The following is a 25,142-nucleotide window of genomic DNA, read 5'->3' as shown; positions in this document are numbered from 1 at the left end:
TCTTAGTGGGTGGATGAAAGGGCGAGCCGCGCCAGCACCACGGTGCCGGCCGGGGACGAGGTGATGTGCAGGCTGCCGCCGATGGCTTCCATGCGTTCCGTCATGTTGCGCAGGCCGATGCCGCGCTGCGGATGCAGGGCGATGCCGTCAAAGTCGAAGCCGCCGCCGTTATCCTGGATGCGCAATTCCACGGCCTTGCCCGCCTCGCGCAGGCTCACTTCCACGCCGCGGGCGTGGGCATGGCGCTCGCAATTGGTCAGCGCTTCCTGAGCGATACGGAACAGCACGGTATTGACCATGTCGGGCAAGCCCTCGCCCGCCGCCGCCGGACTGGCCGTGAAACTGGCTTGCGCGCTGCTGCTGTCGTTAAATTCATGCACCAGGTGGTCGAGCGCGGCGGCCAGGCCCAGGTCGTCGAGGATGGCCGGGCGCAGGTTGTGCGAAATGCGCCGCACCTCGCCCAGCACCTTGTTCAGCTGCTCGGCGGCCCGCTCGAACGTGGCCGGCGCCTTGTCTTTCTGTTCCGCATTGCCGGCCAGACGCGCGATACCCGCCTCGATCTGCAGCTTGATCGACACCAGCCACTGGCTGATGCCATCATGCAAGTCGCGCGACAGCCGCGCCCGTTCTTCTTCCTGCGATTCGACCACCCTCTGCGCCAGCACTTTCAGCTTGGCATCGGCCACGCGCAGTTCGCGCAAGTTCAGCACGAGGCCGCAGGCGGCCACCAGCAGGGAGCCGAGGATGGCGATGGCGGCGATCAGTTCCATGGTCGAGCGGATATTGCGCGACTGCTGGGCGTCGACCTTGGCCAGCGCCTGATCCACGTCATCCATGTAGATGCCGGTACCCATCATCCAGCCCCATTCCGGCATCAGGATCACATAGCCGAGCTTGGGCGCGGACTTGTTGGTCGACGGCTTGATCCAGTTGTAGCGCTCGAAACCACCGCCGCTCTTCGCCCGCTGCATCAGGCGCTGGATGGTCAGATTGCCCTCGGCGTCGCGCAGCTCCCACAGATTCTGCCCCACCAGCTCGGGCTGGCGCGGATGCATCAGCGACTTGCCCTGCAAATCGTAGATGAAGAAATAGCCGTCGTCGCCATAGCTGAGGGCGGACAGGATGCGCTTGGCCTCCTCTTGCGTGGCGTCATCCTTGCGGCCAGAACCATATAACGAGGCGATGGAATGGCTGGCCAGGGTCACGTAATGCTTGAGCTCGGCTTCCTTGCTGGCCAGGTACGCTTGCTGGATGGTGGCGCGCTGCTGCTCGGCCAGGGTGATCGCCTGGTGCCGCACGGCAAACGCAATGGCGCACAGGGCGAGGATGAGCGGCGTGATGGCCAGGAAGATGACTTTCTGTCTGAGTTTCATGGCCTTGCGCGCTCCGGCGGCGTCGATGCTGGTGGGAATGGGTGATTTTACGTCGCGGCGCGGCGATCGGCCTGCGTAGTAATACTGAGCGTTACTGCGTAGTGCTGCGCTTGCGGCAATTATACGATTCCTGAATACTCGCCATAAGCTGCAGATACACCAAAAGTAACATCCAAACTGGCGACGACCAGGCTCGGCAGCACACATCATCGCACGGCACAGCGCCCGTCAATCTCTGGAGGAAGCATGAACCGCATTTTCAAACAACTCGGCTGGGCAGCGCTTGCGCTGGCAGGCGCCGGGTCCCTGGGCGTTGTCGCCCTGCAACGTGGCGAACCGATCAGCGCGATCTGGATCGTCATCGCCGCCGTCTGCGTCTACCTGATCGCCTACCGTTTCTACAGCCTGTTCATCGCCGACAAGGTGCTGGGCCTCGATGCACGCCGCATGACGCCCGCCTTCAAGCACAACGATGGCCTGGACCACGTGCCGACCAACAAATATGTGCTGTTCGGCCACCATTTCGCGGCGATTGCCGGCGCCGGCCCCCTGGTCGGCCCCGTGCTGGCCGCGCAGATGGGCTATCTGCCCGGCATGCTGTGGATTTTGGCGGGCGTCGTGTTTGCCGGCGCCGTGCAGGATTTCATCGTGCTGTTCATTTCCATGCGCCGCGATGGCCGTTCCTTGGGCGACCTGATCAAGGCTGAACTGGGCGAAATTCCCGGCATGATCGCTCTGCTCGGCTGCTTCATGATCATGGTCATCATCCTGGCCGTGCTGGCACTGATCGTCGTCAAGGCTCTGACGGGCTCGCCTTGGGGCAGCTTCACCGTGATGGCGACGATTCCCATCGCCCTGTTCATGGGCGTGTACTCGCGCTTCATCCGCGTGGGCCGCATCGGCGAAATCTCCATCATCGGCTTTGTTCTGCTGATGCTGGCCATCATCGGCGGCCAATACGTGCAGGAACATGCCGTTCTCGGCCCGATGTTCACGTTCACGGGCACGGAACTGACGTGGATGCTGATCGGCTACGGCTTCATCGCTTCCGTCCTGCCCGTGTGGCTGCTGCTGGCGCCGCGCGACTACCTGTCGACTTTCCTGAAAATCGGCACGATTCTGGGCCTGGCCATCGGCATCATCGTCGTCGCGCCTTACCTGAAAATGCCGGCCATGACCAAGTTCATCGACGGCTCCGGCCCCGTCTGGTCGGGCAATCTGTTCCCCTTCCTGTTCATCACGATCGCCTGCGGCGCCGTTTCCGGCTTCCACGCGCTGATTTCCTCGGGCACCACGCCGAAGATGATTGAAAACGAAAGCCACGCCCGCTTCATCGGCTACGGCGCCATGCTGATGGAATCGTTCGTGGCCATCATGGCCCTGGTGGCCGCCTCGACCATCGAGCCGGGCATCTATTTCGCCATGAACAGCCCGGCCGCCCTGATCGGCACCACGGCGGAATCGGCCGCCCAGGCGATTTCGCAGTGGGGCTTCTATGTGACGCCGGAAATGCTGACGCAAACGGCCAAGGACGTTGGCGAGCACAGCATCATTTCACGCGCGGGCGGCGCACCGACCCTGGCCGTGGGCATGGCGCAGATCCTGTCCGGCGCCATCGGCGGCAAGGCCATGATGGCCTTCTGGTACCACTTCGCCATCCTGTTCGAAGCGCTGTTCATCCTGACGGCCGTCGATGCGGGCACACGTGCCGGCCGCTTCATGCTGCAAGACTTGCTGGGCAGCTTCGTGCCAGCGCTGAAACAAACGGAAAACGTCATCGCCAACCTGCTGGCCACGGGCCTGTGCGTGGCGGCCTGGGGCTATTTCCTGTACCAGGGCGTGGTCGATCCATTGGGCGGCATCAATACCCTGTGGCCGCTGTTCGGCATCGCCAACCAGATGCTGGCGGCGATTGCACTGATCCTCGGCACCTGCGTGCTGTTCAAGATGAAGCGTGGCCAGTACGCATGGGTCACCATCACGCCAACGATCTGGCTGCTGCTGTGCACCTTGACGGCGGGCTGGCAAAAGATCTTCGACGCCAACCCGCGCGTCGGTTTCCTCGCGCATGCGAAGAAATACTCGGCGGCGCTCGATGAAGGCACCCTGCTGGCGCCGGCCAAGTCGGTGGCGCAGATGCAGCAGATCATCTTCAACGATTACCTCGACGCCGGCCTGGCCGCCTTCTTCGTCATCGTCGTGATCAGCGTGCTGTTCTTCGGCATCCGCACCATCATGAAGGCGCGCGCCGACAGCAAACCGAGCACCAAGGAAACGCCGTTCCAGGCCATGCCCACGGTGCAATGATGATCGATGAAATCATCAAGGCTGGACGGTATCTGGGGCAAAGCATGCGGCTCATGTGCGGCTTGCCCGAGTACGACACCTATGTGGCGCACCGGGAAGTGACCCATCCCGGCGAGCCGATGATGACGTATGAAGAGTTTTTCCGCGAGCGGCAGGAAGCCCGTTACGGCGGGGCGGGAAAACGTGGGGGTTGTTGTTAATAGTATGGTCAGTCCCTTCGGGATCGGCATGTGCCCCATTGGGACACATTCCCCCTCCGGGGTCTGACCCCGGCCTTTCAGGGGTTTAATTGCATCCCCAAAAGCAAATACCGGGCTCAGTTGCGTAGGTCGGATTAGCTCGTAGAGCGTAATCCGACAACATCGTTGGCGCGGCCGGTGGTGGTGTCGGATACGCGCGGCTTTGCCGCGCTAATCCGACCTATGTGCTGCCCTCCGTTGTTTCATCTCTTATAAGTTCCCCTCCCCTCTCCTCCATTAGACCCACATCAATATCGGGATGTGTCTTCGCGTCTATATTTTTCCAATAGGAAATTAAAAAACAGTCAACAGGCCGACCGGAGAAGCGCCACAACCATGTTCAATTTCCAACGCTCCAGCATCAGCCAGAAGCTGACCATGATTTCGGTATTGTCGTCGGGCTGCGCGCTGCTGCTGGTGTTCGTGGCGTTTGCGCTGACTTCCGTGCTCAACCACAAGAACGATGAAGGCAAGCAACTGCTGTCGCTGGCGGGCGTGATCGGCGCGGCCAGCGCGGCGCCCATGCTGCTGGGCAAGCCGGCGCAGGCGCAGGCGGAACAGGTGCTGGCGGCACTGTCCGCGCGCGACGAGGTCGCCCAGGCGGCCCTGTTCGACAAGGGCGGGCGCCTGTTTGCCCTGTACCGCGCGCCGCAGCATGCGGACGGCCTGGCGGCGCCGGAAGACATGGACCCGGCCCTGCTGGCCGACATGGCCGTGCAGCCCGTCACGCAAGGCTCGGGCACGACCCTGGCGCCCGCCATGCGCTTGTACCGCCCCGTCTACCGGCCAGGCGAGCCGCAACAGATCATCGGCGCCGTGCTGATCGAGGCGGACCTGAACCACATGTGGCGCGACATCGGCCGCCACGTGGGCGCCATCGGCGGCGCCACCGTGCTGTCCTTCCTGATCGCCGTGTTCCTCGCGCGGCGTTTCAAGAGCGTGATCGCCGAACCGATCACCAAACTGATCGATACGGCGCAAAAAGTATCGAGCAGCCAGACCTACAGCCACCGCATCGCGCACCAGCGCAGCGACGAGCTGGGCGTGCTGATCGACAGTTTCAACGACATGCTGGCGCAGATCGACAGCCGCGACAGCACCCTGGCCAATTACCGCGACCAGCTCGAGCGTCAGGTGGGCGTGCGCACGGCGCAGCTGGAAAAGGCCAAGGATGCGGCCGAGGCGGCCAGCCAGGCGAAGAGCGCGTTTCTCGCCACCATGAGCCATGAAATCCGCACGCCGATGAACGGCGTGCTGGGCATGACGGAATTGCTGCTGGCCAGCCCTTTGAGCCCGCAGCAGCGCCACTACACGAGCATGGTGCAGCGCTCGGGGCAGAATCTGCTGGTGATCATCAACGACATCCTCGACTTTTCCAAGATCGAGGCAGGCAAGCTGAGCGTGGAATACATCCGCTTCAATTTCCGCGAATTGCTCGACGACATAGAACACGTGTTCGCGCCGCAGGCGGAAGCGAAGAATATCAGCCTGGAATTCGACATCGCCTACGACATTCCGATCGCCATCTGCGGCGACCCGAACCGCTTGCGCCAGATCATCGTCAATCTGCTGGGCAACGCCATCAAGTTTACGGAAACGGGCAAGGTCACCGTGAAGGTGACCGTGTGCAGCGAAGACGCGCCCAGCGTGGGCTTGCGCTTCGAGGTACACGACACGGGCATCGGCGTATCAAACGAGGCGCAGACGCGCATCTTCGAATCGTTCTCGCAGGCGGACGGCTCGACCACGCGCAAGCACGGCGGCACGGGCCTGGGGTTGACGATCTCGAAACAGCTGGTGGAACTGATGGGCGGCACTATCGGCGTTGATAATGCTTTAACGCAAGGCTCGATCTTCTGGTTCGAAGTAAATTTCGATAAGCGGCGAGTCGACAGCGACGACCCCTCCTTCAACCTGAAAACCACGCGAGGGTTACGCGCCTTGATCGTCGACCACACACCCGCCACGCGCGCCGTGCTGGAGCGGCAACTGGCCAGCTGGCACATCGTCAGCGACAGCGCCGGCACGGCCAGCGACTGCCTGACCAAGCTGCACGCGGCGGCCCAGGCGGGCACGCCATATGGCGTGGCGCTGCTCGACATGGAATTGCCGCGCACCAGCGGCCTGGCCCTGGCCGCCACCATCAAGAGCGACCCGCTGCTGGCCGACCTCAAATTACTGCTGCTGAGCACGGAACAGGCGGCGGCCGACCCCGTGCAGCGGCGCGAGGCGGGCGTGGCCTTCCAGCTGATCAAGCCGGCCCGCGAATGCGATTTGTTCGACTGCATCGTCACGCCGCCGCGCGCCAGCGAGGGCATGCGCATCCATCCGCCGCATGCGGCGCGGCAGGTGGGCCGGCGCCAGCGCCGCCGCGTGCTGCTGGCCGAAGATAACCCCGTCAACGTGGAAGTGGCGCTGGCCATGCTCGACAGCCTGGGTCTGGACGTGGTCTGCGCGCGCAACGGCGAAGAAGCCCTGCAGGCGGCGCAGGCCGAGGATTTCGATCTGATCCTGATGGATTGCCAGATGCCCGTGATGGACGGCTTTGCCGCCACGGCGGAAATCCGCCGCCACGAACAGCAGTGCGGCCACGCGCGCGTGCTGCCCATCGTCGCCATCACGGCCAATGCGCTGCAGGGCGACCGCGAAGCATGCCTGGCGGCCGGCATGGACGATTACCTGAGCAAACCGTTCACGCAGCTGGACCTGGGCCACACGATTGCGCGCTGGATCACCCTGCCGCGCGCGGCCACCGTGCACCACAGCGAAGCGCCGGAGCCGCAGACGCCGCAAGAAGCGCCGCAGGAAGCGCCGCCCGGGCCGCCGCCCGAGGTGACGCCGCCATCCGCCGCCACGGCATCGGTCCAGCCGCTGAACCGGCAAGCGCTGGAAAACATCCGCGCCCTGTCGCACGCCGACGGCGATGCGCTGCTGGAACGGGTCATCCAGGCCTTTACCGGCGAGACGCCGCGCCAGTTGAGCGCCATGCGCGAAGCGATCGCCGGCGCGGACGCGGAAGCGCTGCGCAAGGTGGCGCACAGCCTCAAATCAGGCAGCGCCAACGTGGGCGCCGACGGCCTGGCGCAGCTGTGCAAGGAGATGGAAAAACTGGGCCGCGCCGGCAGCACCGAGGGCGCGGCTCCCCTGCTGCTGCAGATGCAGCAAGCCTTCCTGACCGTACGCGAATCGCTGAACGCCATCCTCGTGAAGGAACACTGACATGACAGCGCCCCTCTCCCCTCCCCGCGGCCTGGTGCTGGTGGCCGACGACGATCCCGTGATGCGCTTGCTGATGCGGCAAATGCTCACGCAAGTGGGCCTGGACGTGATCGAGGCCGAAGACGGCGTGCAGGCGCTGGCCAGCTACAAGCACAGCGGGCCGGACCTCGTCATGCTCGACGTCGACATGCCGGCCATGGACGGCTTTGCCGTGTGCCGCGAAATCCGCCACCAGGAAGTGGGCGGCACGGTGCCCGTCATCATGGTCACGGGCGGCGACGAACTGGAAGCCGTCACGCGCGCCTACGAGGTGGGCGCCACCGATTTCATTTCCAAACCCATCAACTGGCCCATCCTGGGCCACCGCGTGCTGTACGTGCTGCGCGCCAGCGACGCCATCGCCCGCCTGCGCATCGCCGACGCGCACAACCGCGCCGTGCTGGCCGCCATCCCCGATACCTTCTTCCGTCTCAACCGCGAAGGCTTTTATCTCGACTACGAACAGGGCCACGACGCCAGCGCCGGCTTTTCCATCAGCAACTGCGTGGGCAGCCATATCCGCGACGTGCTGCCGCCCGAAATCGCCGCGCGCCTGCTCGACAAGGCGCACGCCGTGCTGACCACGCAGCACATCGGCTCGGTCGACTACACGCTCACGCACGAGGACAGCACGCGCCATTTCGAGGCGCGCCTGGTGGCGACGGGGGCCGACGAGGTGCTGGGCCTGGTGCGCGACATCAGCGAGCGCAAGCGCACGGAAGAGCAGATCCGCCGCCTCGCCTATTGCGACAGTCTGACGGGCATCCCCAACCGCCAGGCCTTCCTGGAAACCCTGGAACGGGAACTGCTGCGTTCGAAAGAGCACGACAAGAAATTCGCCGTGCTGTTCATGGACCTGGACGCCTTCAAGCGCATCAACGACACCCTGGGCCACGACGTGGGCGACCATTTGCTCAAGGTGGTGTCCGAGCGCCTGCGCGAAACCATCCGCCCCAGCGACCTGGTGCTGCGCGCCGAGCACGAGTTCGAGGCGTCCTCCGGCGGCAGCAACCTGGCGCGCCTGGGCGGCGACGAATTCACGATCCTGATCCCCGACCTGGAGCGGGTGGAAGACGCGCTGAACGTGGCGCACCGGGTCAAGGAAGCCATGCGCCGGCCCTTCATGATCGAGGGGCACGAGATTTTCGTCACGGCCAGCATCGGCATCTCGCTGTATCCGGAAGATGGCGAGGACTGCAACTCGCTGCTCAAATATGCGGACACGGCCATGTATCACGCGAAGAACTGCGGCAAGAACAACGCCAAGCTGTACAGCTCCTCGCTGACGATGGAAATCATGAGCCACGTCAAGATGGAAGTGGGCTTGCGCAAAGCCTTGCAAAACAACGAACTGTATTTGCTGTACCAGCCGCAGATCGACGTGCCCAGCACGCAGATCGTGGGCGTGGAAGCGCTGGTGCGGTGGCGCCATCCGGAGCGGGGCATCATTTCGCCCACGGAATTCATCCCGCTGGCCGAAGAGACGGGGCTGATCGTGCCCATCGGCGAATGGGTGCTGCGCACGGCCTGCAACCAGGCCAAGGCCTGGCAAAGCCATGGCGGGCGCGCCATCCGCATGGCCGTCAACCTGTCGGCCAAACAATTCAAGGATGAAAACCTGATGCAGATCGTGCTCTCGGCACTGGCCGACACGGGCCTCGATGCGCGCCTGCTGGAACTGGAATTGACGGAAGGTACCCTGATGGACGATGCGCGCGCCACCATGGTGACCCTGGAGCAATTGCGCGGCATCGGCGTCTACCTGTCCATCGACGACTTCGGCACGGGATATTCGTCGATGAATTATCTGAAGCGCTTCGACGTGCGGGCTTTAAAAATCGACAAGAGTTTTATCGCCGGCTTGCCGCAGGATACGGAAAATGCGGCCATCACGCGCGCCATCATCGCCATGGCGCACGGCTTGAAAATGGTGGTGGTGGCCGAGGGCGTGGAAACGGACGAGCAACTGCTGATGCTGGAAGAATACGGCTGCGACATGGCCCAGGGATACTTTTTAGGCCACCCGTCGCCGCACGACACGATCACGGCCATGCTGGCCAGGCAGGCGGGCCAACTGGCCAGCATGGAAACTAGAGCACTTCGAAGGCAAGGATTTGCGTGACTTGCTGCGGATTGAAATTGTCGTCGGAAATCACCACCAGGCTGCGGCGGCCGTTTTCCAGGCGCGGCCCCCAGCTGATGCCTTCGATATTGTCGACCTTGGGCAAGCCGGTCTTTTCCAGGTCCAGCAGCAATCGCTTGCGCGCCGGCACATAAGCCGCGCCCGCCAGGGCCGGGATATCCCGGATATCGGTGGCGCCATCCGTCTCCATTTCGTAGATGCGCACGTGATTCGTGTACAGGCCGTTCGCGTTGGCCACGCCGGCCCGCTCCACCACGAGCACCTGATGGCCGTTCACGGCGAGGATTTCCGACACGCCATTGTCCGCCTCGCGCCCCGGTGCGGGCCGCGACGCCACGGGCTCAATCGGATACGCATACTGGCCCAGCACCTTGCCCGCGCGGTCCAGGCGCGTGATGCGCACCACGGAGCCGTTGTCGGGCGTGGCCAACGGGCCGTCCTGGTACAGGGCCGCTTCCATGCCCAGCCACAAGCTCTTGCCATCGCTGGCAAACGACAGCGCTTCAAACGTCATGTTGTTGCGCGAGCCGATTTCTTCCTTCGAGACATTGAACATGGCGGGCGTGGGCAAGGTGGCCAGGAATTTTCCATCGCGGTCCGCATGGCGCACGAACGGATGCAAGCCTACCTTGCGGTTGCCTTCGCTGCCGTACCACAGGCTGCCGTCCTGCGGATCGACGCGGATGGTTTCGATGTCGGGCACCTGGTCGCCCCGGTCCAGTTTTGCATGGGCCAGGTTCGGGTAGCGGCTGCCATCGGGCTGCGTGAAGAAATGCACGCTGCTCAAGGTCACGCCGGAGAACGCCTTGCTGTCGTAATTCAAGGCAGCACGGTAGAAGCGGGCCGGATTGATTTCCGAGCGGTCATCGCTTTCCATCACCCAAGTATTGCTCGCCGCATCGTAGTCGATGCCGGACAAGCCGCCCACCGTGGTGCCCTCGAACGCGTACTTAAGCGCGATGCGCTGCTCGCCGATCAGGCGCAGGCCGGTAATCGGCGCGTCGTGGGGAAAGCTGGCGCAGGCGGAGAGGAGGATAGTGCTGGATGCCAGGACAAGCGCGGTACGGAAAATTCGATGCATGACAGGTATCAGTGAGTTGCGTAGGTCGGCTTAGCGCGAAGCGCGTAAGCCGACAACATTGTTGGCTTGGCTGGTGGTGTCGGTAACGTGGCGTGGTGGTGTCGATAACGTGACGTGGTGGTTGTCGGATTACGCGGCTACGCCGCTAATCCGACCTACCCGACCTACCCCACTTCGAAATTCAGGGGTCAGACCCGCCGGGTCTGACCCCAGCTTTAATTCTGTCGGCTAAGAATGAATCACACCACCCCATCGGCCCTCAGTTGCGCGATGGCGGCGGCGTCATAGCCGAGCGACGCCAGCACCTCGTCGTTGTGCTGGCCCAGGGCCGGACCCAGCCATTGCGTCTTGCCCGGCGTGGCGGACAGTTTCGGGCTGATGGCGGGCAATTTGACGGGCGTGCCGTCGGCGAAATGGTGCTGTTCGAACATGTCGCGGGCGAGAAATTGCGGATCGCTCATCATGTCGCGCACCGAGTAAATCTTCCCGGCCGGTACGTCGGCGGCCTTCAGCACGGCCAGCGCGCTGGCTATCGTGTGCGTGGCGCACCAGGCGCCGATGGCGTCGTCGATTTCCTGCGTGCGCGCCACCCGGCCGTCGTTGCGCGCCAGTTGCGGGTCGCCCGCCATGTCGATGCGGCCCATGGCCAGCATCAAGCGCTTGAAGATGGCGTCGCCATTGCCGGCGATGACGATGTTTTCGCCGTCGCCCGTCGTGTAGGTATTCGAGGGCACGATGCCGGGCAGCGAGCCGCCCGTGCGCTCGCGCACCACGCCCGCCTGGTCGTATTCGGGCACCAGCGACTCCATCAGGTTGAACACGGATTCATATAGGGCCACGTCGACCATCTGCCCTTCCCCGCCGTCCCGCCCGCCCGTCACGTCGCGGTGGCGCAAGGCCATCATGGCGCCGATCACGCCGTGCAGGGCCGCCACCGAGTCGCCGATCGACACGCCGACCCGTACGGGCGGACGGTCGGCAAAGCCGGACACATAGCGCAAGCCGCCCATCGATTCGCCGATGGCGCCGAAACCGGGCAAATCCTTCATCGGTCCCGTCTGGCCAAAGCCGGACAGGCGCACCATAATGAGCGAAGGCTTGTCTTTCTTCAGTTGTTCGTATCCCAAGTCCCACTTTTCCAGCACGCCGGGGCGGTAGTTCTCAATGATGATGTCCGCTTCCAGGGCCAGCTGGCGCGCGATGGCCCGGCCCTCGGGCGTCTTCAGGTTCAGCGTTAAACTTTTCTTGTTGCGCGCCTGCACCGACCACCACAGCGAGGTGCCGTCCTTCAGCACGCGCCAGGTACGGATGGGGTCGCCGCCATCGGGCGACTCAATCTTGATCACGTCGGCGCCGAATTCGGCCAGCATGCGGGCGCAGAACGGCCCCGCGATCAGGGTGCCCAGTTCCAGCACTTTAATGCCTTGCAATGGACCAGTGGTCGCGGAGGATTCTGTCATGTTGTGCTCAGGTTGCCCTGCGGTCGAGCATCGCGCGGGCAATCGTGCCCGCGTCGACGTATTCCAGTTCGCCACCCACGGGCACGCCGCGGGCCAGGCGGCTCACGCGCAAGCCCCGCGCCTTCAGCATTTCGCTGATGTAATGGGCCGTCGCTTCGCCTTCATTCGTGAAATTGGTGGCCAGCACCACTTCATTCACTACGCCATCGTTGGCGCGGTTCAGCAATTTTTCGAGGTGGATATCTTTCGGGCCGATGCCGTCCAGCGGAGAGAGCCGCCCCATGAGGACGAAATACAGGCCCTTGTAGGTGAGCGTCTGCTCGATCATCAGCTGGTCGGCAGGCGTTTCCACCACGCACAGCAAGCGCTTGTCGCGCTCGTCGTCGAGACAGGTCTCGCACACTTCATGTTCGGTAAAAGTATTGCACAGGCCGCAGTGATGCACGGCATCGACGGCCTGGAACAAGGCGCGCGACAGCATGGCCGCGCCTTCCCTATCGTGCTGCAACAAATGAAACGCCATACGCTGCGCCGACTTGGGGCCGACGCCGGGCAGGCGCCGCAGCGCCTCGGTCAAAAATTCAAGCGACTTGGACATGGATCAACCCTGCCCCGTGCCACAGATCGAGCGCATGCGGCTGTGCATCAGAATGGCATTTTGAAGCCGGCTGGCAAGTTCATGCCGCCGGTCAAGCCTGCCATTTTTTCCGCGGACGTCGCTTCCGCCTTGCGCACGGCATCGTTGAAGGCGGCAGCCACCAGGTCTTCCAGCATGTCCTTGTCGTCGGCCAGCAAGGACGGGTCGATGGAGACGCGCTTGACGTCGTTCTTGCACGTCATGACGATTTTCACGAGGCCGGCGCCGGACTGGCCTTCCACTTCCACCAGCGCCAGTTGTTCCTGGGCCTTTTTCATGTTGTCTTGCATTGCTTGCGCCTGCTTCATCAGGCCAGCCAGTTGATTTTTCATCATAAGAATGCTCCGTTAATTCAGTTTGTGAGTGTGTTAATCATCAATGCAGGGTCGGCGCGGCGGAGCCGGCCGGTGCAGGGGTAATCGTTCCCGGCACGACAAAAGCGTCGAATGCACGCTTCATGTCGAGCACGAAGGGATCGCTGGCGATGGTTGCTTCCGCGGCAAGCTGGCACGCCTCGCGGTGGGCCTGCGCCTCCGCGCTGGCCGTGTACCAGACGGCGCCCAGTTCCGTGTCGACATTGACCTTGCGGCCGAAGCGTTCGGTCAGCGCGGCCGCCAGTTTTTCCACGTTGGCCGGGCTGCGCCACGTATCGATCGGCACGCGCAGGCGGAACGTGGTGCTGTGGCCATCGTGCAGGCATTCGATCAACTCGGCCTGCACGGCCAGCTGCTGGGCCACGCCGCGCAAGGGCAGCACGGCGGCCACGGCCGGCCAGTTGCCGTCCCAGTCCAGGCTCGGAACGGGCGTGATCACATACGGCCCGCTGGGCGCGGCTTGCTTGGCGGCACGCTGCGGCATGACGACGGCGGGCTGCTCGCTGCTCTGCGCGGCGGGCGCCGACACGGCGGCCGAGGCGCTGTCGTCGGAAAATTCGGTGACCCACGGCGGCAAGTCGTCATCTGCTTGCTGCTGTGGCGGCGGGGCGGCGGGACGCGCCTGCTGCACGGGCGCAAGCGCGGGCGCTTCCATCACGGCCACGGGCGGCGCATCGTCCCACGGCGCCGGCGCTTGCGCGGCGGCCGGTGGCGGCGGTGCGGCCTGGACGGGCGCTGCCGGGGCTGGCGCGGCGACCGCGGCGGCCGGTGCCGGTGCGGCCGGCTTGGGTGCCGACGTTGGCGCCGACGGCGCGCTGCCCGGACGGCCTTTCGAGGCGGCGCGGGCCGCTTCCAGCGCCGCATTGATGGCGGCGCGGGCGGAACTGATCGGGGCGCCCGATGCTGCCGGGGCAGCCGCAGCTGGCGCGGCGGCGGGCGGCGGCGCCGCTGGTGCGGGTGTCGGGGCTGCTGCAGGCGCGGGTGCAGGCGCGGGTGCGGCCGCGCGTGGCGGCGGCGCTTCGCTGCGGGCCATGCTCGCGGCGGCTGCGGCCACAACGGCGGGCGGTGTCACGGCGGCATGGCTGGCCACGCTGTTCGTGGCGGCGCGGGCGGCCGGTGCGGATGCGCCAGCGGCGGCGCGCGCGGCGGCCACGGCGGCGGGACGGCTGCCCGGAGCAGACGCTGGTGCGGCAGCCGGCACGCCTTCAGCGCCGCCTATGCCGGGCCGAAAGGCCAGCATGCGCAGCAAGGTCATGGTAAAGCCCGCGTATTCGTCGGGCGCCAGGCCCAGTTCATTGCGGCCATGCACGGCGATCTGGTAAAACAGCTGCACTTCTTCCGCGTCAAACGCGGCGGCCAAACGCACGATGTCCGCGTATTCGGGCAAATCCTGCGGCAAGGCGGCGGGCACGGTTTGCGCCAGCGCAATGCGGTGCAGCAAGGTGCCCAGGTCTTGCAGAGCGCCGTTATACGACAGGCTGCGCGAGGCCATCTCGTCGGCCACGGCCAGCAAGTCGGCGCCATCCTGCTGCGCCAGCGCGTCGAGCAGGCGCACGAGGTAGGATTGGTCGAGCGCGCCCAGCATGCCTTGCACGGCATCGAGCGTGACTTCGCCGGCCGCATACGCGATGGCCTGGTCCGTCAGGGACAGCGCATCGCGCATGGAACCGTGGGCGCCCTGGGCCAGCAGGCGCAAGGCCGGCTGTTCGAAGGCGATGCCTTCCTGCCCCAGGATATTGTCCAGGTGGCTGATGATGTGGCCGGGCGGCATCTGCTTGAGGTTGAACTGCAGGCAGCGCGACAGCACGGTCACGGGAATCTTTTGCGGGTCCGTCGTGGCCAGGATGAACTTGACGTGCTCGGGCGGCTCTTCCAGCGTCTTCAGCATGGAATTGAACGCGTGATTCGTCAGCATGTGCACCTCATCGATCATATAGACCTTGAAGCGCGCATTGCTGGGCGCGTAGACGGCCTGCTCGAGCAGCTGCGCCATTTCATCGACGCCACGGTTCGACGCCGCATCCATCTCTATATAGTCGACAAAGCGTCCCGCGTCGATCGCCGTGCACGCTTCGCACACGCCGCAAGGCTGGGCCGTGATGCCGCCCGTGCCGTCGGGGCCGATGCAATTGAGCGATTTGGCCAGGATGCGCGACAGGGTCGTCTTGCCGACGCCGCGCGTGCCCGTGAACAGGTAGGCGTGATGCAATCGGCCGCTGTGCAAGGCATGCGTGAGCGCGCGCACGACGTGCTCCTGGCCGACGAGCGTCTCGAAATTCTTGGGGCGGTATTTACGGGCGAGGACTTGATAGGACATGCTGAGATTTTACCATGCGATTTTGCGGGTGATCCTGCGCGGCGGGCGCAAGCCTCATGGCCGGGCCAGGCAAACCTGGCAAACGCGGCAAAGCAGCAATTGTATAACATGGCCAGCTGGAAATATGGAAAACACGGCAAGCCCGGCAATGCTGCGGCGTCGCAGGAAAATGGCGCCGTAAAAGCAAAAAAGCTGCCCATGGCAGCTTGATTGTTGATCCTGATAAAACATTCCCGAAGGAGGCGAGCCTGATCTGCGGCACTCATGGTTAATAGCCGTGGCTGCTTCGTTCCCGACCTGACCAGGTTAGCCATGCCACGATGCGCAGGGGCCCGCCGGGGACAATTATAACCGGTCTGCGCCAGATTGGGAAATTGCCGTCTCAATGCTGTGTGCGTCGGCGCAGGTCGGCGTAGGTCGGCTTAGGCCGCAGGCCGTAAGCCGACACTGCTAAGTACGCGGCCAACACTCCTGCGTACGCGGCCGACACTGCCGAGCCGCAACGTCGGGTTACGCGCCAGCGCTAACCCGACCTACGCAGCAACTACAGCCCCAGCTCTTGCCATATCCCATCCACCTTGGCCTTCACTTCCGGCGTCATGGCGATCGTCGTGCCCCACTCGCGCGTCGTTTCGCCCGGCCATTTATTTGTCGCATCGATGCCCATCTTGCTGCCCAGGCCACTGACGGGCGAGGCAAAATCCAGGTAGTCGATAGGCGTGTTGTCGACCAGGGTGGTGTCGCGAATCGGGTCGACCCGCGTGGTGATGGCCCAGATGACTTCTTTCCAGTCGCGGATATTCACGTCTTCGTCGACGACGACGATGAACTTGGTATACATGAACTGGCGCAAAAAGCTCCATACACCGAACATCACGCGCTTGGCGTGGCCCGCGTACTGTTTCTTGATCTGCACCACGGCCATGCGGTAGCTGCAGCCTTCGGGCGGCAGATAGAAATCGGTGATTTCGCTGAACTGCTTTTGCAGCAGCGGCACGAACACTTCGTTCAGGGCCAGGCCCAGCACGGCCGGTTCGTCCGGCGGTTTGCCCGTGTACGTGGAGTGGTAGATCGGGTCGCGGCGCATGGTGATGCGGTCGATGGTAAACACGGGGAAACTGTCCTGCTCATTATAGTAGCCCGTGTGGTCGCCATACGGCCCTTCCAGCGCGTGCTCGTAGCCGCTCGGATGGTTTTCGTCCGGGTAGATATGGCCTTCGAGCACGATTTCGGCCGAGGCGGGCACGCGCAGCTCGCTGCCGATGGCTTTCACCAGCTCCGTGCGGCTGCCGCGCAGCAAGCCGGCGAACTGGTATTCGGACAGGCTGTCCGGCACCGGCGTGACGGCCCCTAATATAGTAGCGGGATCGGCACCGAGGGCGACGGCGATCGGATACGGCTTGCCCTTGCTCTGGATCGCATGTTCGCGGAAGTCCAGCGCCCCGCCCCGGTGCGCCAGCCAGCGCATGATGACCTTGTTACGTCCCAGCACTTGCTGGCGGTAGATGCCCAGGTTTTGCCGCTTCTTGTTCGGACCCTTGGTGATCACCAGGCCCCAGGTGATCAGGGGAGCGACGTCGCCGGGCCAGCAATGCTGGATCGGCAGGCGCGCCAGGTCCACGTCATTGCCCTCCCAGACGATTTCCTGGCATTTGGCGCCGCGCAACTCTTTCGGCGACATGTCCCACACGGATTTCACCAAGGAACCCAGGCCCAGCAGATCCTTGAAATCCTTCGGCGGCTCCGGTTCCTTCAGGCGCGCCAGCACATGGCCGATCTTGCGCAATTCGCTGACGTCTTCCGCGCCCATGCCCAGCGCCACGCGGCGCGTGGTGCCGAACAGATTGCCCAGCACCGGCATGTCGTATCCCGTCGGATTGTTGAACAGCAAGGCCGGTCCGCCCGCGCGCAGGGTGCGGTCGCACACTTCCGTCATCTCTAAAATCGGTGAAATGGGGGTCGAAATGGGCTTAAGTTCACCCATTTGTTGCAGTTGAGAAATAAAATCTCGTAAATCTGAATATTTCATGTGTTTTTAATTTTTTTTGACGTCGGACGCCGTTGCTGAAGGATCTATGCCAAGTAATTGATTTTATTGGCTTTTGGCACAATGCAAGTCAAAAAGTAAGACATAAAAGTAATAAAGAAACGATTCGTTAGTATTGACTTGATATAAAACGGCTTCTACAATTCGCCCAACTTGAAAGAGCACGCCGGCCCAGAGCTTGATTTTAGCGTTTCTCTTTCATTCACGGAGTCGGGGCTCCACATGACATTTTAAGGAGTGTTTTCAAAAGGCGTCTGCCTTACCCCCGGTAAAAGTTGTATTGCGACTGATCCAATACCAGCATGGGACCGATCAGCTCAAGCAAGCAATGACGGCGTTTCTCGCACGCATCCATACGCGGCGGAAACGATGATATTTCTGATGCACGGCATTGGCAGTACCCACAACACCGCGACACCGCGGAGGGACCGCCTGTTGACGCGACATTTCGGGGAACTCTATGACTCATCGTAGCACTGAAGCAGCATTGCCTGCTTCAACCGTGGCTGGCCAGCCAGCGTTGGCGCGTTTGCGCGCCCGCGCACAAGCCATTTCGGCACGTGGTGTTTTGACCACCGCGCAACACACACTGACAGTCTTCGGGATTTCCGCCCTGGCACTGATCGCCCTGCTGATGTTCCGCCCAGACCTGGGCAAGCAACTGACGCACAGCCTGTTCCCGCTGCCGATGGCAGAGGCGCAAGCCGTTGAAGCGCCGGCCCTGTCGGCCCTGATGGAAGCGCCGGCATCCGTGCAAACGGCCGCCGCCAGCGAAGCACCTTTGACCAAGGAAGAAAAAGCCTTGCTGGGCACGCAAAAGCAGCAGCAATGGGTCACCAACTGGCTCTCCAAGCGCTACCGCGTGGCCAACGATGCGACCAATATGCTCGTCTCGACGGCCTACCTGACGGCCCGCGAAATCAAGCTGGACCCGCTGCTGATCCTGGCCGTGATGGCCATCGAATCGGGCTTGAACCCGTTCGCGGAAAGCCCCGTCGGCGCGCAAGGCTTGATGCAAGTCATGTCGAAAGTGCACCATGAGCGCTTCCAGGAAATGGGCGGCGTGCAGGCAGCCCTGAATCCCGTCGCCAACATCCGCGTCGGCTCCCTGATCCTGAAAGACTACGTCACGCGTGGCGGTTCCGTCGAAGCGGGTTTGAAAACCTATGTGGGCGCCGCCAACTTCGCCACCGACTCGGGCTACGGCTCGCGCGTGCTGGCCGAATACCGCCGCCTGAAACAAGTATCGGCCGGCCAGCGCGTGCCGACCACGACGCCGGTGATGGCATCGAACACGCCGGCGCCAGCCAAGGCGCCTGCAGCGGAAAGCGGCAACATTACCATCAAGATTGCACCGCATAACGAGATCGCCGGCCTGTGACCCTTTAAAAGCCCTCACAGGGGCATCCGAAAAGCAGCATCCAATGAAAAAGCCACCGCACGCAAGTGCCGGTGGCTTTTTTATTGCCCTGCGGCAGCAGCCGCAGGATCTCCTACGCTATTACTTGCGCTTGTTGGCGTTGACTTCTTCCTCGCGGAATTTCACTGCCAATTTATCCAGCACGCCGTTCACATACTTGTGGCCGTCGATGCCGCCAAACGACTTGGCCAGCTCGACCGCTTCGTTGATGACGACGCGGTACGGAATTTCCATGTTGTTCTTCAGCTCGAACGCGCCGATCAGCAGGATGCCGTGTTCGATGGGCGACAGTTCCGCGATATTGCGGTCGATCAAGGGTGCCATGCTGTCGCGCAGCGCCAGCGAATCCTTGATGGCGCCGTACAGCAGCACCGTGAAATGATCGCCATCGGCCTTGTCGAAGCCGTGGGCCGCGCGAATATTGTTCACGACGGTGGTCGCGTCTTCATTGTTCAGCAGCCACTGGTACAAGCCCTGCAGCGCGAACTCGCGCGCGCGGTGACGCGGCGTGCGGTTTTTGCTGGGGTTGGCGAGCAAATTTTTCTCAGTCATGATTGTTACCTGTTCTTAAGTACGTGTTCACTACAAATTCCGGCGAGACAGCACGGCGCGCTTTTCAACGCGCCGCAGCCAACCGCGTGTCAGAACGTTCGAGAAAATGCTCAGAGCAAGGCGCGAGCCCGAAGACAGTACGAATGTACGGCGAGGGCTTGCAACGCAGCTATGGGCGTTTTATCGGACGTTCACTACACGGCTAGTCCTCCTCGGATTCTTGCAACTCTTCTAGCGCTTGCGCTAAATTAGCCATTTCCACTGCCACGCGTGCCGCTTCGGCTCCCTTGACCAGCATGCGCACTTCCGCCTGCTCGTCGTTTTCCGTCGTCAACACTGCGTTGGCGATGGGGATGCCGTAATCGAGACCGACGCGCGTGATGCCCGCGCCCGATTCGTTCGATACCAGCTCGAAGTGGTAGGTTTCACCGCGAATCACGGCGCCCAATGCGATCAGGGCGTCGAATTGCTCGGTTTCTGCCATTTTTTGCAGAATCAGCGGGATTTCCAGGGCGCCCGGCACGGTCACGTGCAGGATATCTTCATCGGCCACGCCCAGCTTGCTCAACTCTTCCAGGCATGCCGACAGCAAGCCACCGCCGACGATTTCATTGAATCGTGCCTGGACGATACCGACGCGCAAACCTTCGCCGGCAAAATTGGTTTCATACGTTCCTACGGTCATCATATGCCTCTTTAATCTGGTGGTTCAGGGCGGCATGCACATGCCGCCATCGTTTACTCTCACATCGACGTCTGGCCAGGATGGCACTGGAAACCTGTGACTTCCAGGTCGAAACCGACCATCGACGGCATCTTGCGGGGGCTGGCCAGCAATTGCATCTTGCTCACGCCCAGGTCGCGCAGGATTTGCGCGCCGATACCGTAGCTGCGCAAGTCCATGCTGGCGGCGCGGCCTTTCGGCTTGGCTTGCGGCGTATCGAGCGCGGCGAACTGGGCAAACAGCTCGCTCGAGGTCTCGCCGCAGTTCAGCAAGACCATCACGCCCCGCTCGGACTGCTTGATGGCGGCCATCGAGGCAGCCACCGTCCACGAGTGGGTGGTCGCTTCGCTTTCCAGCACGTCCAGCAGGGAAACGGGCTGGTGCACGCGCACCAGCGCTTCCAGGCCGGGCGCCAGGTCGCCATGCACGAGGGCCAGGTGGGCCGACGCGCTAGGCTTGTCGCGGAAGGCGATCAGGCGGAATTCGCCATGCGCCGTGTGCAGGGTACGCTCCGCAACGCGCTCGACCAGGGACTCCGTCTGGCTGCGGTAATGGATCAGGTCGGCAATCGTGCCGATCTTCAGGCCATGCTGCTCGGCAAACACCAGCAAGTCCGGCAGGCGCGCCATGGTGCCGTCGTCCTTCATGATTTCGCAAATCACGGACGCGGGCGTCAGGCCGGCCATGGCCGTCAGGTCGCAACCGGCTTCCGTATGGCCTGCGCGCATCAGCACGCCGCCTTTTTGCGCTTTCAGGGGGAAGATATGGCCAGGCTGGACGATATCGCTGGGCTGCGTGCCCTTGGCCACGGCCACCTGGATGGTCTTGGCGCGGTCGGCAGCGGAAATGCCCGTCGTCACGCCTTCGGCCGCTTCGATCGACACGGTGAAGTTGGTGCCATACGCGGTGCCGTTGCGCGACGTCATCATCGACAGGTTCAGCTCGTCGCAACGCTCTTCCGTCAGGGTCAGGCAGACCAGGCCACGCGCATGCGTGATCATGAAATTGATGGCTTCAGGCGTCACGAAATCGGCGGCAAGCACCAGATCGCCCTCATTTTCCCGGTCTTCTTCATCGACCAGTATCACCATGCGGCCGGCGCGCAATTCAGCGACGATCTCTTCGGTGCTCGATATAGACATTATTCATCCTCGTATGACGCCAGTCAAAACCTGCTGCGCGTCGGTTTTGCCGGGCGTTGTTAATGTAACTAAAAACTGAAACTAAAACTGAACCTCGAGCGCGAATATTCCTCAGATTTCCGGGAATTTTCTTATAACCCGCTATTTTAAAGGATTTAGCGCTTGCAGACCTGAAATAAGACAGGTTTGCGGCATGGGTGCCGCAGCCTGCCCCGCAAAGCGCCGATTCCGCGATCCAGCACACACGGCGGCGGCATGGCGCGCGCCGCCGGCCTTGCAAAGAGCATAAGATCAGCCAGTCACCGCCACGGCGCTGACACCCATTCGCAGCGACACCCCACACAGGAGCGGCAACATGAAAACCAACGGATCGGCCATCTGGTCAGGCGGCATCAAGGACGGCAAGGGCGCCATCAGCACGCGCAGCGGCGCCTTGCAGGAATATCCCTACGGCTTTGCCAGCCGCTTCGAAGGCAAGCCCGGCACCAACCCAGAGGAACTGATCGGCGCCGCCCACGCGGGCTGCTTCACCATGGCCCTGTCGCTGATCCTCGGCGAAGCGGGCCTGACGGCGGAAAAGATGGAAACGACGGCCGAAGTGACCCTGGACAAGGTGGACGACGGCTTTGCCATCACGGCCGTCCACCTGATCCTGAAAGCGAAAATTCCCGGCGCCGACCAGGCGAAATTCGAGGAATTGACGGGCAAGGCCAAGGCCGGCTGTCCCGTGTCGAAGCTGCTTAAAGCCAACATTACCCTCGACGCCACCTTGCTGCCCTAGATTTTCGTCACGGGCTTGACGGGTTCCACGGGGGCCACCGGCGCCACCAGCGGCAGGCGCGAGTCGCTGGCCGGCAATGGCCGGTTCATCAAGCCGGGATTCAGGGCCGCATTGTTCAGGTTATACGCGGCGATGGCGGCCGCCACGGACGGGTCTTGCGATGACGGTGGCGGCACGGCCTGGCCCGCCGCTTGCGCGGCCATCTCTTGCGCCTGCGCATTTTGCTGGGCCAGTTGGGCTTGCGCCGTCGCCAGGCCCGCGTCGGCTTGGCCCTGCGCGGCGCGCGCCAGCAATTGCGCCCGCTCGCTGGCCGCCTGGGCCGCCATTTGCGCATCGCTGGCGGCCAGCTGCGCCCGCGCCGCATCGTCCGCCGCCGCTTGCACCTGCTGCTGCAAGCCCTGCTGCTGTACTTGCCCCTGGCGCAGCTCGTCCAACCGCGCGGTTTCCTGCTGCTGTGTCTGCTGACTGGTATTAATACGTTCGCTGTCGAGGCGTTCGTCGTCAACACGCTGGGCATCCACGCGCTGGCTGTCCGTGCGCTGCACCTGCAGCAAGTCCGCGGTATTGTCGGCTTGTTGCGCCGTCGACGGGGGCCGCAATTCCTGCAAATCCACGTTCAGCTCTTGCGCTTCTAGTTGCTGCTGCAATTCCAGCTGTCGCTGTGCAAGCGCGGCCGTTTGCGGCGGCGCCTCGTCGATGGCTTGCGGCTGCGCGGCCTGCGAGTCCTGTGCAGCGCTGGCCGGCAGTGCGTCGCCCGTCAAATCCGCCTCGACAGCAGCAGCCAGCGGCGCGCCCTGCTGCTGGGCCAGCACGGCGCCCACCTGCGCCAGCACGTCCGTTCCCTGTTGCAGGGCATCCAGGGTGGCGTTGCTGTCGGCCGCATACGCGGCCTGCAAAGTGATGGGATCGACATCTTCATTGCGCAAGTCGATGCCGATGCGGGCCAGTTGCGCTTGGGTGAGCAGGCTGCCGTCCTGCGCCAGTGCGGTCGCAGCATCCGTCGTACCGTCGCCCGACAGCAAATCGTAACGCTGCGCCAGGCTGCCCGGGGTGTCGCCGGCCGTCGCCAGCTGGCTCGCGTCGATGCCGCTCGTTTGCAGCTGGGCGAACGATTCCGTCAACTGCCGCGCCAGCGCCAGCAAGTCGTCATTGACATTCACCGGGGTATTTGCCGCCCTGGCCTCGTCCGTGGCGCCCTGCAAGGCCAGCAGTTGCCGGCGCGACAAGGCCACGCCGGACAGGAACTGGCCCAGCGGAGAGATGTCGACCTGGGTCGATGACAAAGCGGCAAGGGCCGCCGCCGCGCTGGACGGCGGCACGGGCAGCGCGGGCGTCAGCGGCGCCGTCTGATCCACGCGGGACGTGGCCGGAATGGTGTTGGGCACGGTTGCGCGCGAAATCGGGTCCATGGCTAGCCTCCACTGCGGAAAGCTTCATAGTATGCGCGTCTGAAAGAAAAGCAACACACGCTTGGCAAGGCGAGAATGTGTTGCGGTGTTCTTGTATCAGGCGGCAGCCTTGTCCAGCGACAACATGCGCTCGACATAGCGGGCGATCAGGTCGATTTCCAGGTTGACCTTGCCATCGACCGTCAAGTGTTTCAGGGTCGTCATGGCGATCGTATGGGGAATCAAATTAATCGAGAAACGGCAGCCGTTGACGGCGCCCGCGCCCAGGTCTTCCACTCTGTTGACGGTCAGCGACACGCCATTGACGACGACGGAACCTTTGAAGGCCAGGTATTTCGCCAGTTCGTGCGGCGCTTCGATCACCAGTTCCCACGATTCGCCCACGGCTTCGAACTTGCGCACGATGCCCAGGCCATCGACGTGGCCGGAGACCAGATGGCCGCCCAGGCGCTCGGCCAGGGTTAGGGCTTTTTCCAGGTTCACTTCCGTCGTCGTATCGAGGCCCACGGTGCAATTGAGGCTTTCGCGTGAGACATCGACGGCAAAACCCGTATCCGACTTTTCCACCACCGTCATGCAGGCGCCATTGATGGCGATCGAATCGCCGAGGGCCACATCGGCCAGCGGCAAGCCGCCCGCGTGGATGGTCAGGCGCACGCCTGCGTCGAGGCCGCCTTCGAGTGCTTGCACGGTTTCAATCTTGCCGATGGCGGCAACAATTCCTGTAAACATGAACTAACCCTATAAAATGTGAGTATTAATTATTGCGCTGGGCGAATCTTGCAAGGATACGCAAATCTTCGCCCACTTGCTGAACCTGGTGAAATTGCAAGGTGCGCTGCTGTTTGATATCCGTCAATGCGGGCAAGGCAAACATCCCTTGCGCGTCGCCCAGCAAGGTGGGCGCCAGGTAGACCAGCAACTCGTCGACGCAGCCTTCGCGGATCAGCGAGCCGTTCAGCTTGGAGCCGGCCTCGACGTGGACTTCATTGATTTGCCGGCGCCCCAGTTCCAGCATCAGCGCGGCCAGGTCGACCTTGCCGGCCGCGTTCGGCAACATGATGACTTCCGCGCCCAGGGCGCGCAGCTGCGCTTCCTTTTCCGGGTTGGCCACGGCCGCCACGATCCACGTGCCGCCGCCCTGCAAGATGCGCGCGTCAAGGCTGATGTCGAGCCGGCTGTCGACGACGATGCGGCGCGGCTGGCGCGGCGTCTCGACGGCGCGCACGTTCAATTGCGGGTCGTCGGCCTTGACGGTGCCGATGCCCGTCAGGATGGCGCAGGCGCGCGCGCGCCACGCATGGCCGTCGGCGCGCGCCTGCGGCCCCGTGATCCACTGGCTCTGGCCATTGTGCAGGGCCGTCATGCCATCCAGGCTGGCCGCCGTTTTCAGGCGCACCCACGGCTTGCCGCGCTGCATGCGCGAAAAGAAGCCGATATTCATTTCATACGCCTCGTCAGCCAGCACGCCCGTGGTGACGGCGATGCCTGCCGCTTCCAGCTTGGCCAGCCCCTGCCCCGCCACCAGCGGATTCGGGTCCGTCATGGCGGCCACGACGCGCCCCAGCCCCGCGCGCACGAGCGCATCGGAGCACGGCGGCGTGCGGCCATGGTGGTTGCACGGTTCCAGGGTGACATAGGCGGTGGCGCCGCGCACGTCGTTGCCGCGCGCTGCCGCCTTGGCCAGCGCTTGCACCTCGGCATGATCCTGCCCGGCCGCCTGTGTCACGCCGGCACCGATCACCTGGCCATCCCGGACTATCACGCAGCCGATGCGGGGATTGGGCGAGGTCGTGTATAAACCGCGCGCCGCCCATTCCAGCGCCAGGCGCATGCCATCGATATCGTTGAGTATTTCCACGGGCTTCTTTGAGAGTG

General features: G+C 63.3%; 19 protein-coding genes and 1 other RNA gene. 6 read left to right on the top strand and 14 right to left on the bottom strand.

Features of this window, described 5'->3' with window-relative positions; translation table 11 throughout:
- Window positions 1-2 precede the first annotated feature (2 nt).
- Window positions 3-1,373, bottom strand: a complete 1,371-nt coding sequence (locus JAB4_RS09935; protein ID WP_070224852.1) for a cache domain-containing protein — start codon at window positions 1,371-1,373, stop codon at window positions 3-5.
- Window positions 1,374-1,619: 246 nt separating this feature from the next.
- On the opposite strand from JAB4_RS09935, the gene JAB4_RS09930 reads away from it, so the two are divergent.
- From JAB4_RS09930 to JAB4_RS09915, 4 genes are all read left to right on the top strand, one after another.
- On the top strand, window positions 1,620-3,680 hold the full coding sequence (locus JAB4_RS09930) for a carbon starvation CstA family protein (protein ID WP_070224851.1): 2,061 nt from the start codon (window positions 1,620-1,622) through the stop codon (window positions 3,678-3,680).
- Window positions 3,680-3,880, top strand: a complete 201-nt coding sequence (locus tag JAB4_RS09925) for a YbdD/YjiX family protein (RefSeq protein ID WP_010396213.1) — start codon at window positions 3,680-3,682, stop codon at window positions 3,878-3,880. The genes JAB4_RS09930 and JAB4_RS09925 overlap by 1 nt, the downstream gene beginning before the upstream one ends.
- A gap of 375 nt (window positions 3,881-4,255) precedes the next feature.
- Window positions 4,256-7,138: a response regulator gene (locus JAB4_RS09920; protein ID WP_070224850.1), complete on the top strand. Its 2,883-nt coding sequence runs from the start codon at window positions 4,256-4,258 to the stop codon at window positions 7,136-7,138.
- 1 nt (window position 7,139) lies between these two features.
- Entirely contained in the window at window positions 7,140-9,299 is a 2,160-nt protein-coding gene (locus JAB4_RS09915) for an EAL domain-containing protein (protein WP_070224849.1), read from the top strand.
- Here JAB4_RS09915 and JAB4_RS09910 read toward each other — a convergent pair.
- From JAB4_RS09910 to ubiD, 7 genes are all read right to left on the bottom strand, one after another.
- Window positions 9,268-10,401 carry an esterase-like activity of phytase family protein gene (locus tag JAB4_RS09910; RefSeq protein WP_070224848.1) on the bottom strand — a complete coding sequence of 378 codons (1,134 nt, stop codon included), beginning with the start codon at window positions 10,399-10,401 and terminating at the stop codon, window positions 9,268-9,270. The two genes, JAB4_RS09915 and JAB4_RS09910, sit on opposite strands and share 32 nt — an antisense overlap.
- Before the next feature lie 239 nt (window positions 10,402-10,640).
- Complete coding sequence (locus tag JAB4_RS09905; RefSeq protein ID WP_070224847.1) at window positions 10,641-11,861, bottom strand: CaiB/BaiF CoA-transferase family protein; 1,221 nt, start codon at window positions 11,859-11,861, stop codon at window positions 10,641-10,643.
- 7 nt (window positions 11,862-11,868) lie between these two features.
- Window positions 11,869-12,459, bottom strand: a complete 591-nt coding sequence (recR, locus tag JAB4_RS09900; RefSeq protein ID WP_070224846.1) for a recombination mediator RecR — start codon at window positions 12,457-12,459, stop codon at window positions 11,869-11,871.
- Window positions 12,460-12,506: 47 nt separating this feature from the next.
- Window positions 12,507-12,833: a YbaB/EbfC family nucleoid-associated protein gene (locus tag JAB4_RS09895; RefSeq protein WP_034759121.1), complete on the bottom strand. Its 327-nt coding sequence runs from the start codon at window positions 12,831-12,833 to the stop codon at window positions 12,507-12,509.
- Between the two features lie 40 nt (window positions 12,834-12,873).
- Window positions 12,874-15,189 (bottom strand): DNA polymerase III subunit gamma/tau, encoded by a 2,316-nt coding sequence (gene dnaX / locus JAB4_RS09890; RefSeq protein ID WP_070308516.1) that lies wholly within the window; start codon window positions 15,187-15,189, stop codon window positions 12,874-12,876.
- A 238-nt stretch (window positions 15,190-15,427) separates the two neighbouring features.
- An RNA gene (gene ffs / locus JAB4_RS09885) (signal recognition particle sRNA small type) lies at window positions 15,428-15,526 on the bottom strand.
- Between the two features lie 207 nt (window positions 15,527-15,733).
- Window positions 15,734-17,218 carry a 4-hydroxy-3-polyprenylbenzoate decarboxylase gene (gene ubiD, locus JAB4_RS09880; RefSeq protein ID WP_071650179.1) on the bottom strand — a complete coding sequence of 495 codons (1,485 nt, stop codon included), beginning with the start codon at window positions 17,216-17,218 and terminating at the stop codon, window positions 15,734-15,736.
- 586 nt (window positions 17,219-17,804) lie between these two features.
- On the opposite strand from ubiD, the gene JAB4_RS09875 reads away from it, so the two are divergent.
- Window positions 17,805-18,617 carry a lytic transglycosylase domain-containing protein gene (locus JAB4_RS09875; RefSeq protein ID WP_070219583.1) on the top strand — a complete coding sequence of 271 codons (813 nt, stop codon included), beginning with the start codon at window positions 17,805-17,807 and terminating at the stop codon, window positions 18,615-18,617.
- A 120-nt stretch (window positions 18,618-18,737) separates the two neighbouring features.
- On the opposite strand, the gene nusB is transcribed toward JAB4_RS09875, so the two are convergent.
- The 3 genes from nusB to ribBA all read right to left on the bottom strand — a co-directional run bounded on the left by nusB (window position 18,738) and on the right by ribBA (window position 21,074).
- Window positions 18,738-19,208, bottom strand: coding sequence for a transcription antitermination factor NusB (gene nusB / locus JAB4_RS09870; RefSeq protein WP_070219581.1), 471 nt, complete (start codon window positions 19,206-19,208; stop codon window positions 18,738-18,740).
- 202 nt (window positions 19,209-19,410) lie between these two features.
- Complete coding sequence (gene ribH, locus JAB4_RS09865; RefSeq protein ID WP_070219579.1) at window positions 19,411-19,893, bottom strand: 6,7-dimethyl-8-ribityllumazine synthase; 483 nt, start codon at window positions 19,891-19,893, stop codon at window positions 19,411-19,413.
- A gap of 59 nt (window positions 19,894-19,952) precedes the next feature.
- Entirely contained in the window at window positions 19,953-21,074 is a 1,122-nt protein-coding gene (gene ribBA, locus JAB4_RS09860) for a bifunctional 3,4-dihydroxy-2-butanone-4-phosphate synthase/GTP cyclohydrolase II (RefSeq protein WP_070219577.1), read from the bottom strand.
- A 355-nt stretch (window positions 21,075-21,429) separates the two neighbouring features.
- On the opposite strand from ribBA, the gene JAB4_RS09855 reads away from it, so the two are divergent.
- Window positions 21,430-21,855 carry an OsmC family protein gene (locus tag JAB4_RS09855; protein WP_034759136.1) on the top strand — a complete coding sequence of 142 codons (426 nt, stop codon included), beginning with the start codon at window positions 21,430-21,432 and terminating at the stop codon, window positions 21,853-21,855.
- On the opposite strand, the gene JAB4_RS09850 is transcribed toward JAB4_RS09855, so the two are convergent.
- From JAB4_RS09850 to ribD, 3 genes are all read right to left on the bottom strand, one after another.
- Window positions 21,852-23,264: a hypothetical protein gene (locus JAB4_RS09850; RefSeq protein ID WP_070219575.1), complete on the bottom strand. Its 1,413-nt coding sequence runs from the start codon at window positions 23,262-23,264 to the stop codon at window positions 21,852-21,854. The genes JAB4_RS09855 and JAB4_RS09850 overlap by 4 nt on opposite strands.
- Window positions 23,265-23,360: 96 nt before the next feature.
- A complete protein-coding gene (locus JAB4_RS09845; RefSeq protein WP_070219574.1) occupies window positions 23,361-23,996 on the bottom strand; it encodes a riboflavin synthase in 636 nt (211 codons plus the stop codon).
- 25 nt (window positions 23,997-24,021) lie between these two features.
- Window positions 24,022-25,125: a bifunctional diaminohydroxyphosphoribosylaminopyrimidine deaminase/5-amino-6-(5-phosphoribosylamino)uracil reductase RibD gene (gene ribD, locus JAB4_RS09840; protein ID WP_070219571.1), complete on the bottom strand. Its 1,104-nt coding sequence runs from the start codon at window positions 25,123-25,125 to the stop codon at window positions 24,022-24,024.
- Window positions 25,126-25,142: the final 17 nt, after the last annotated feature.

The organism is Janthinobacterium sp. HH102 (assembly GCF_001758625.2).
Taxonomy (GTDB): Bacteria; Pseudomonadota; Gammaproteobacteria; order Burkholderiales; family Burkholderiaceae_D; genus Janthinobacterium.
Note: the sequence above shows the minus strand (reverse complement) of the source record. Positions and strands in the feature narration are given on the sequence as shown.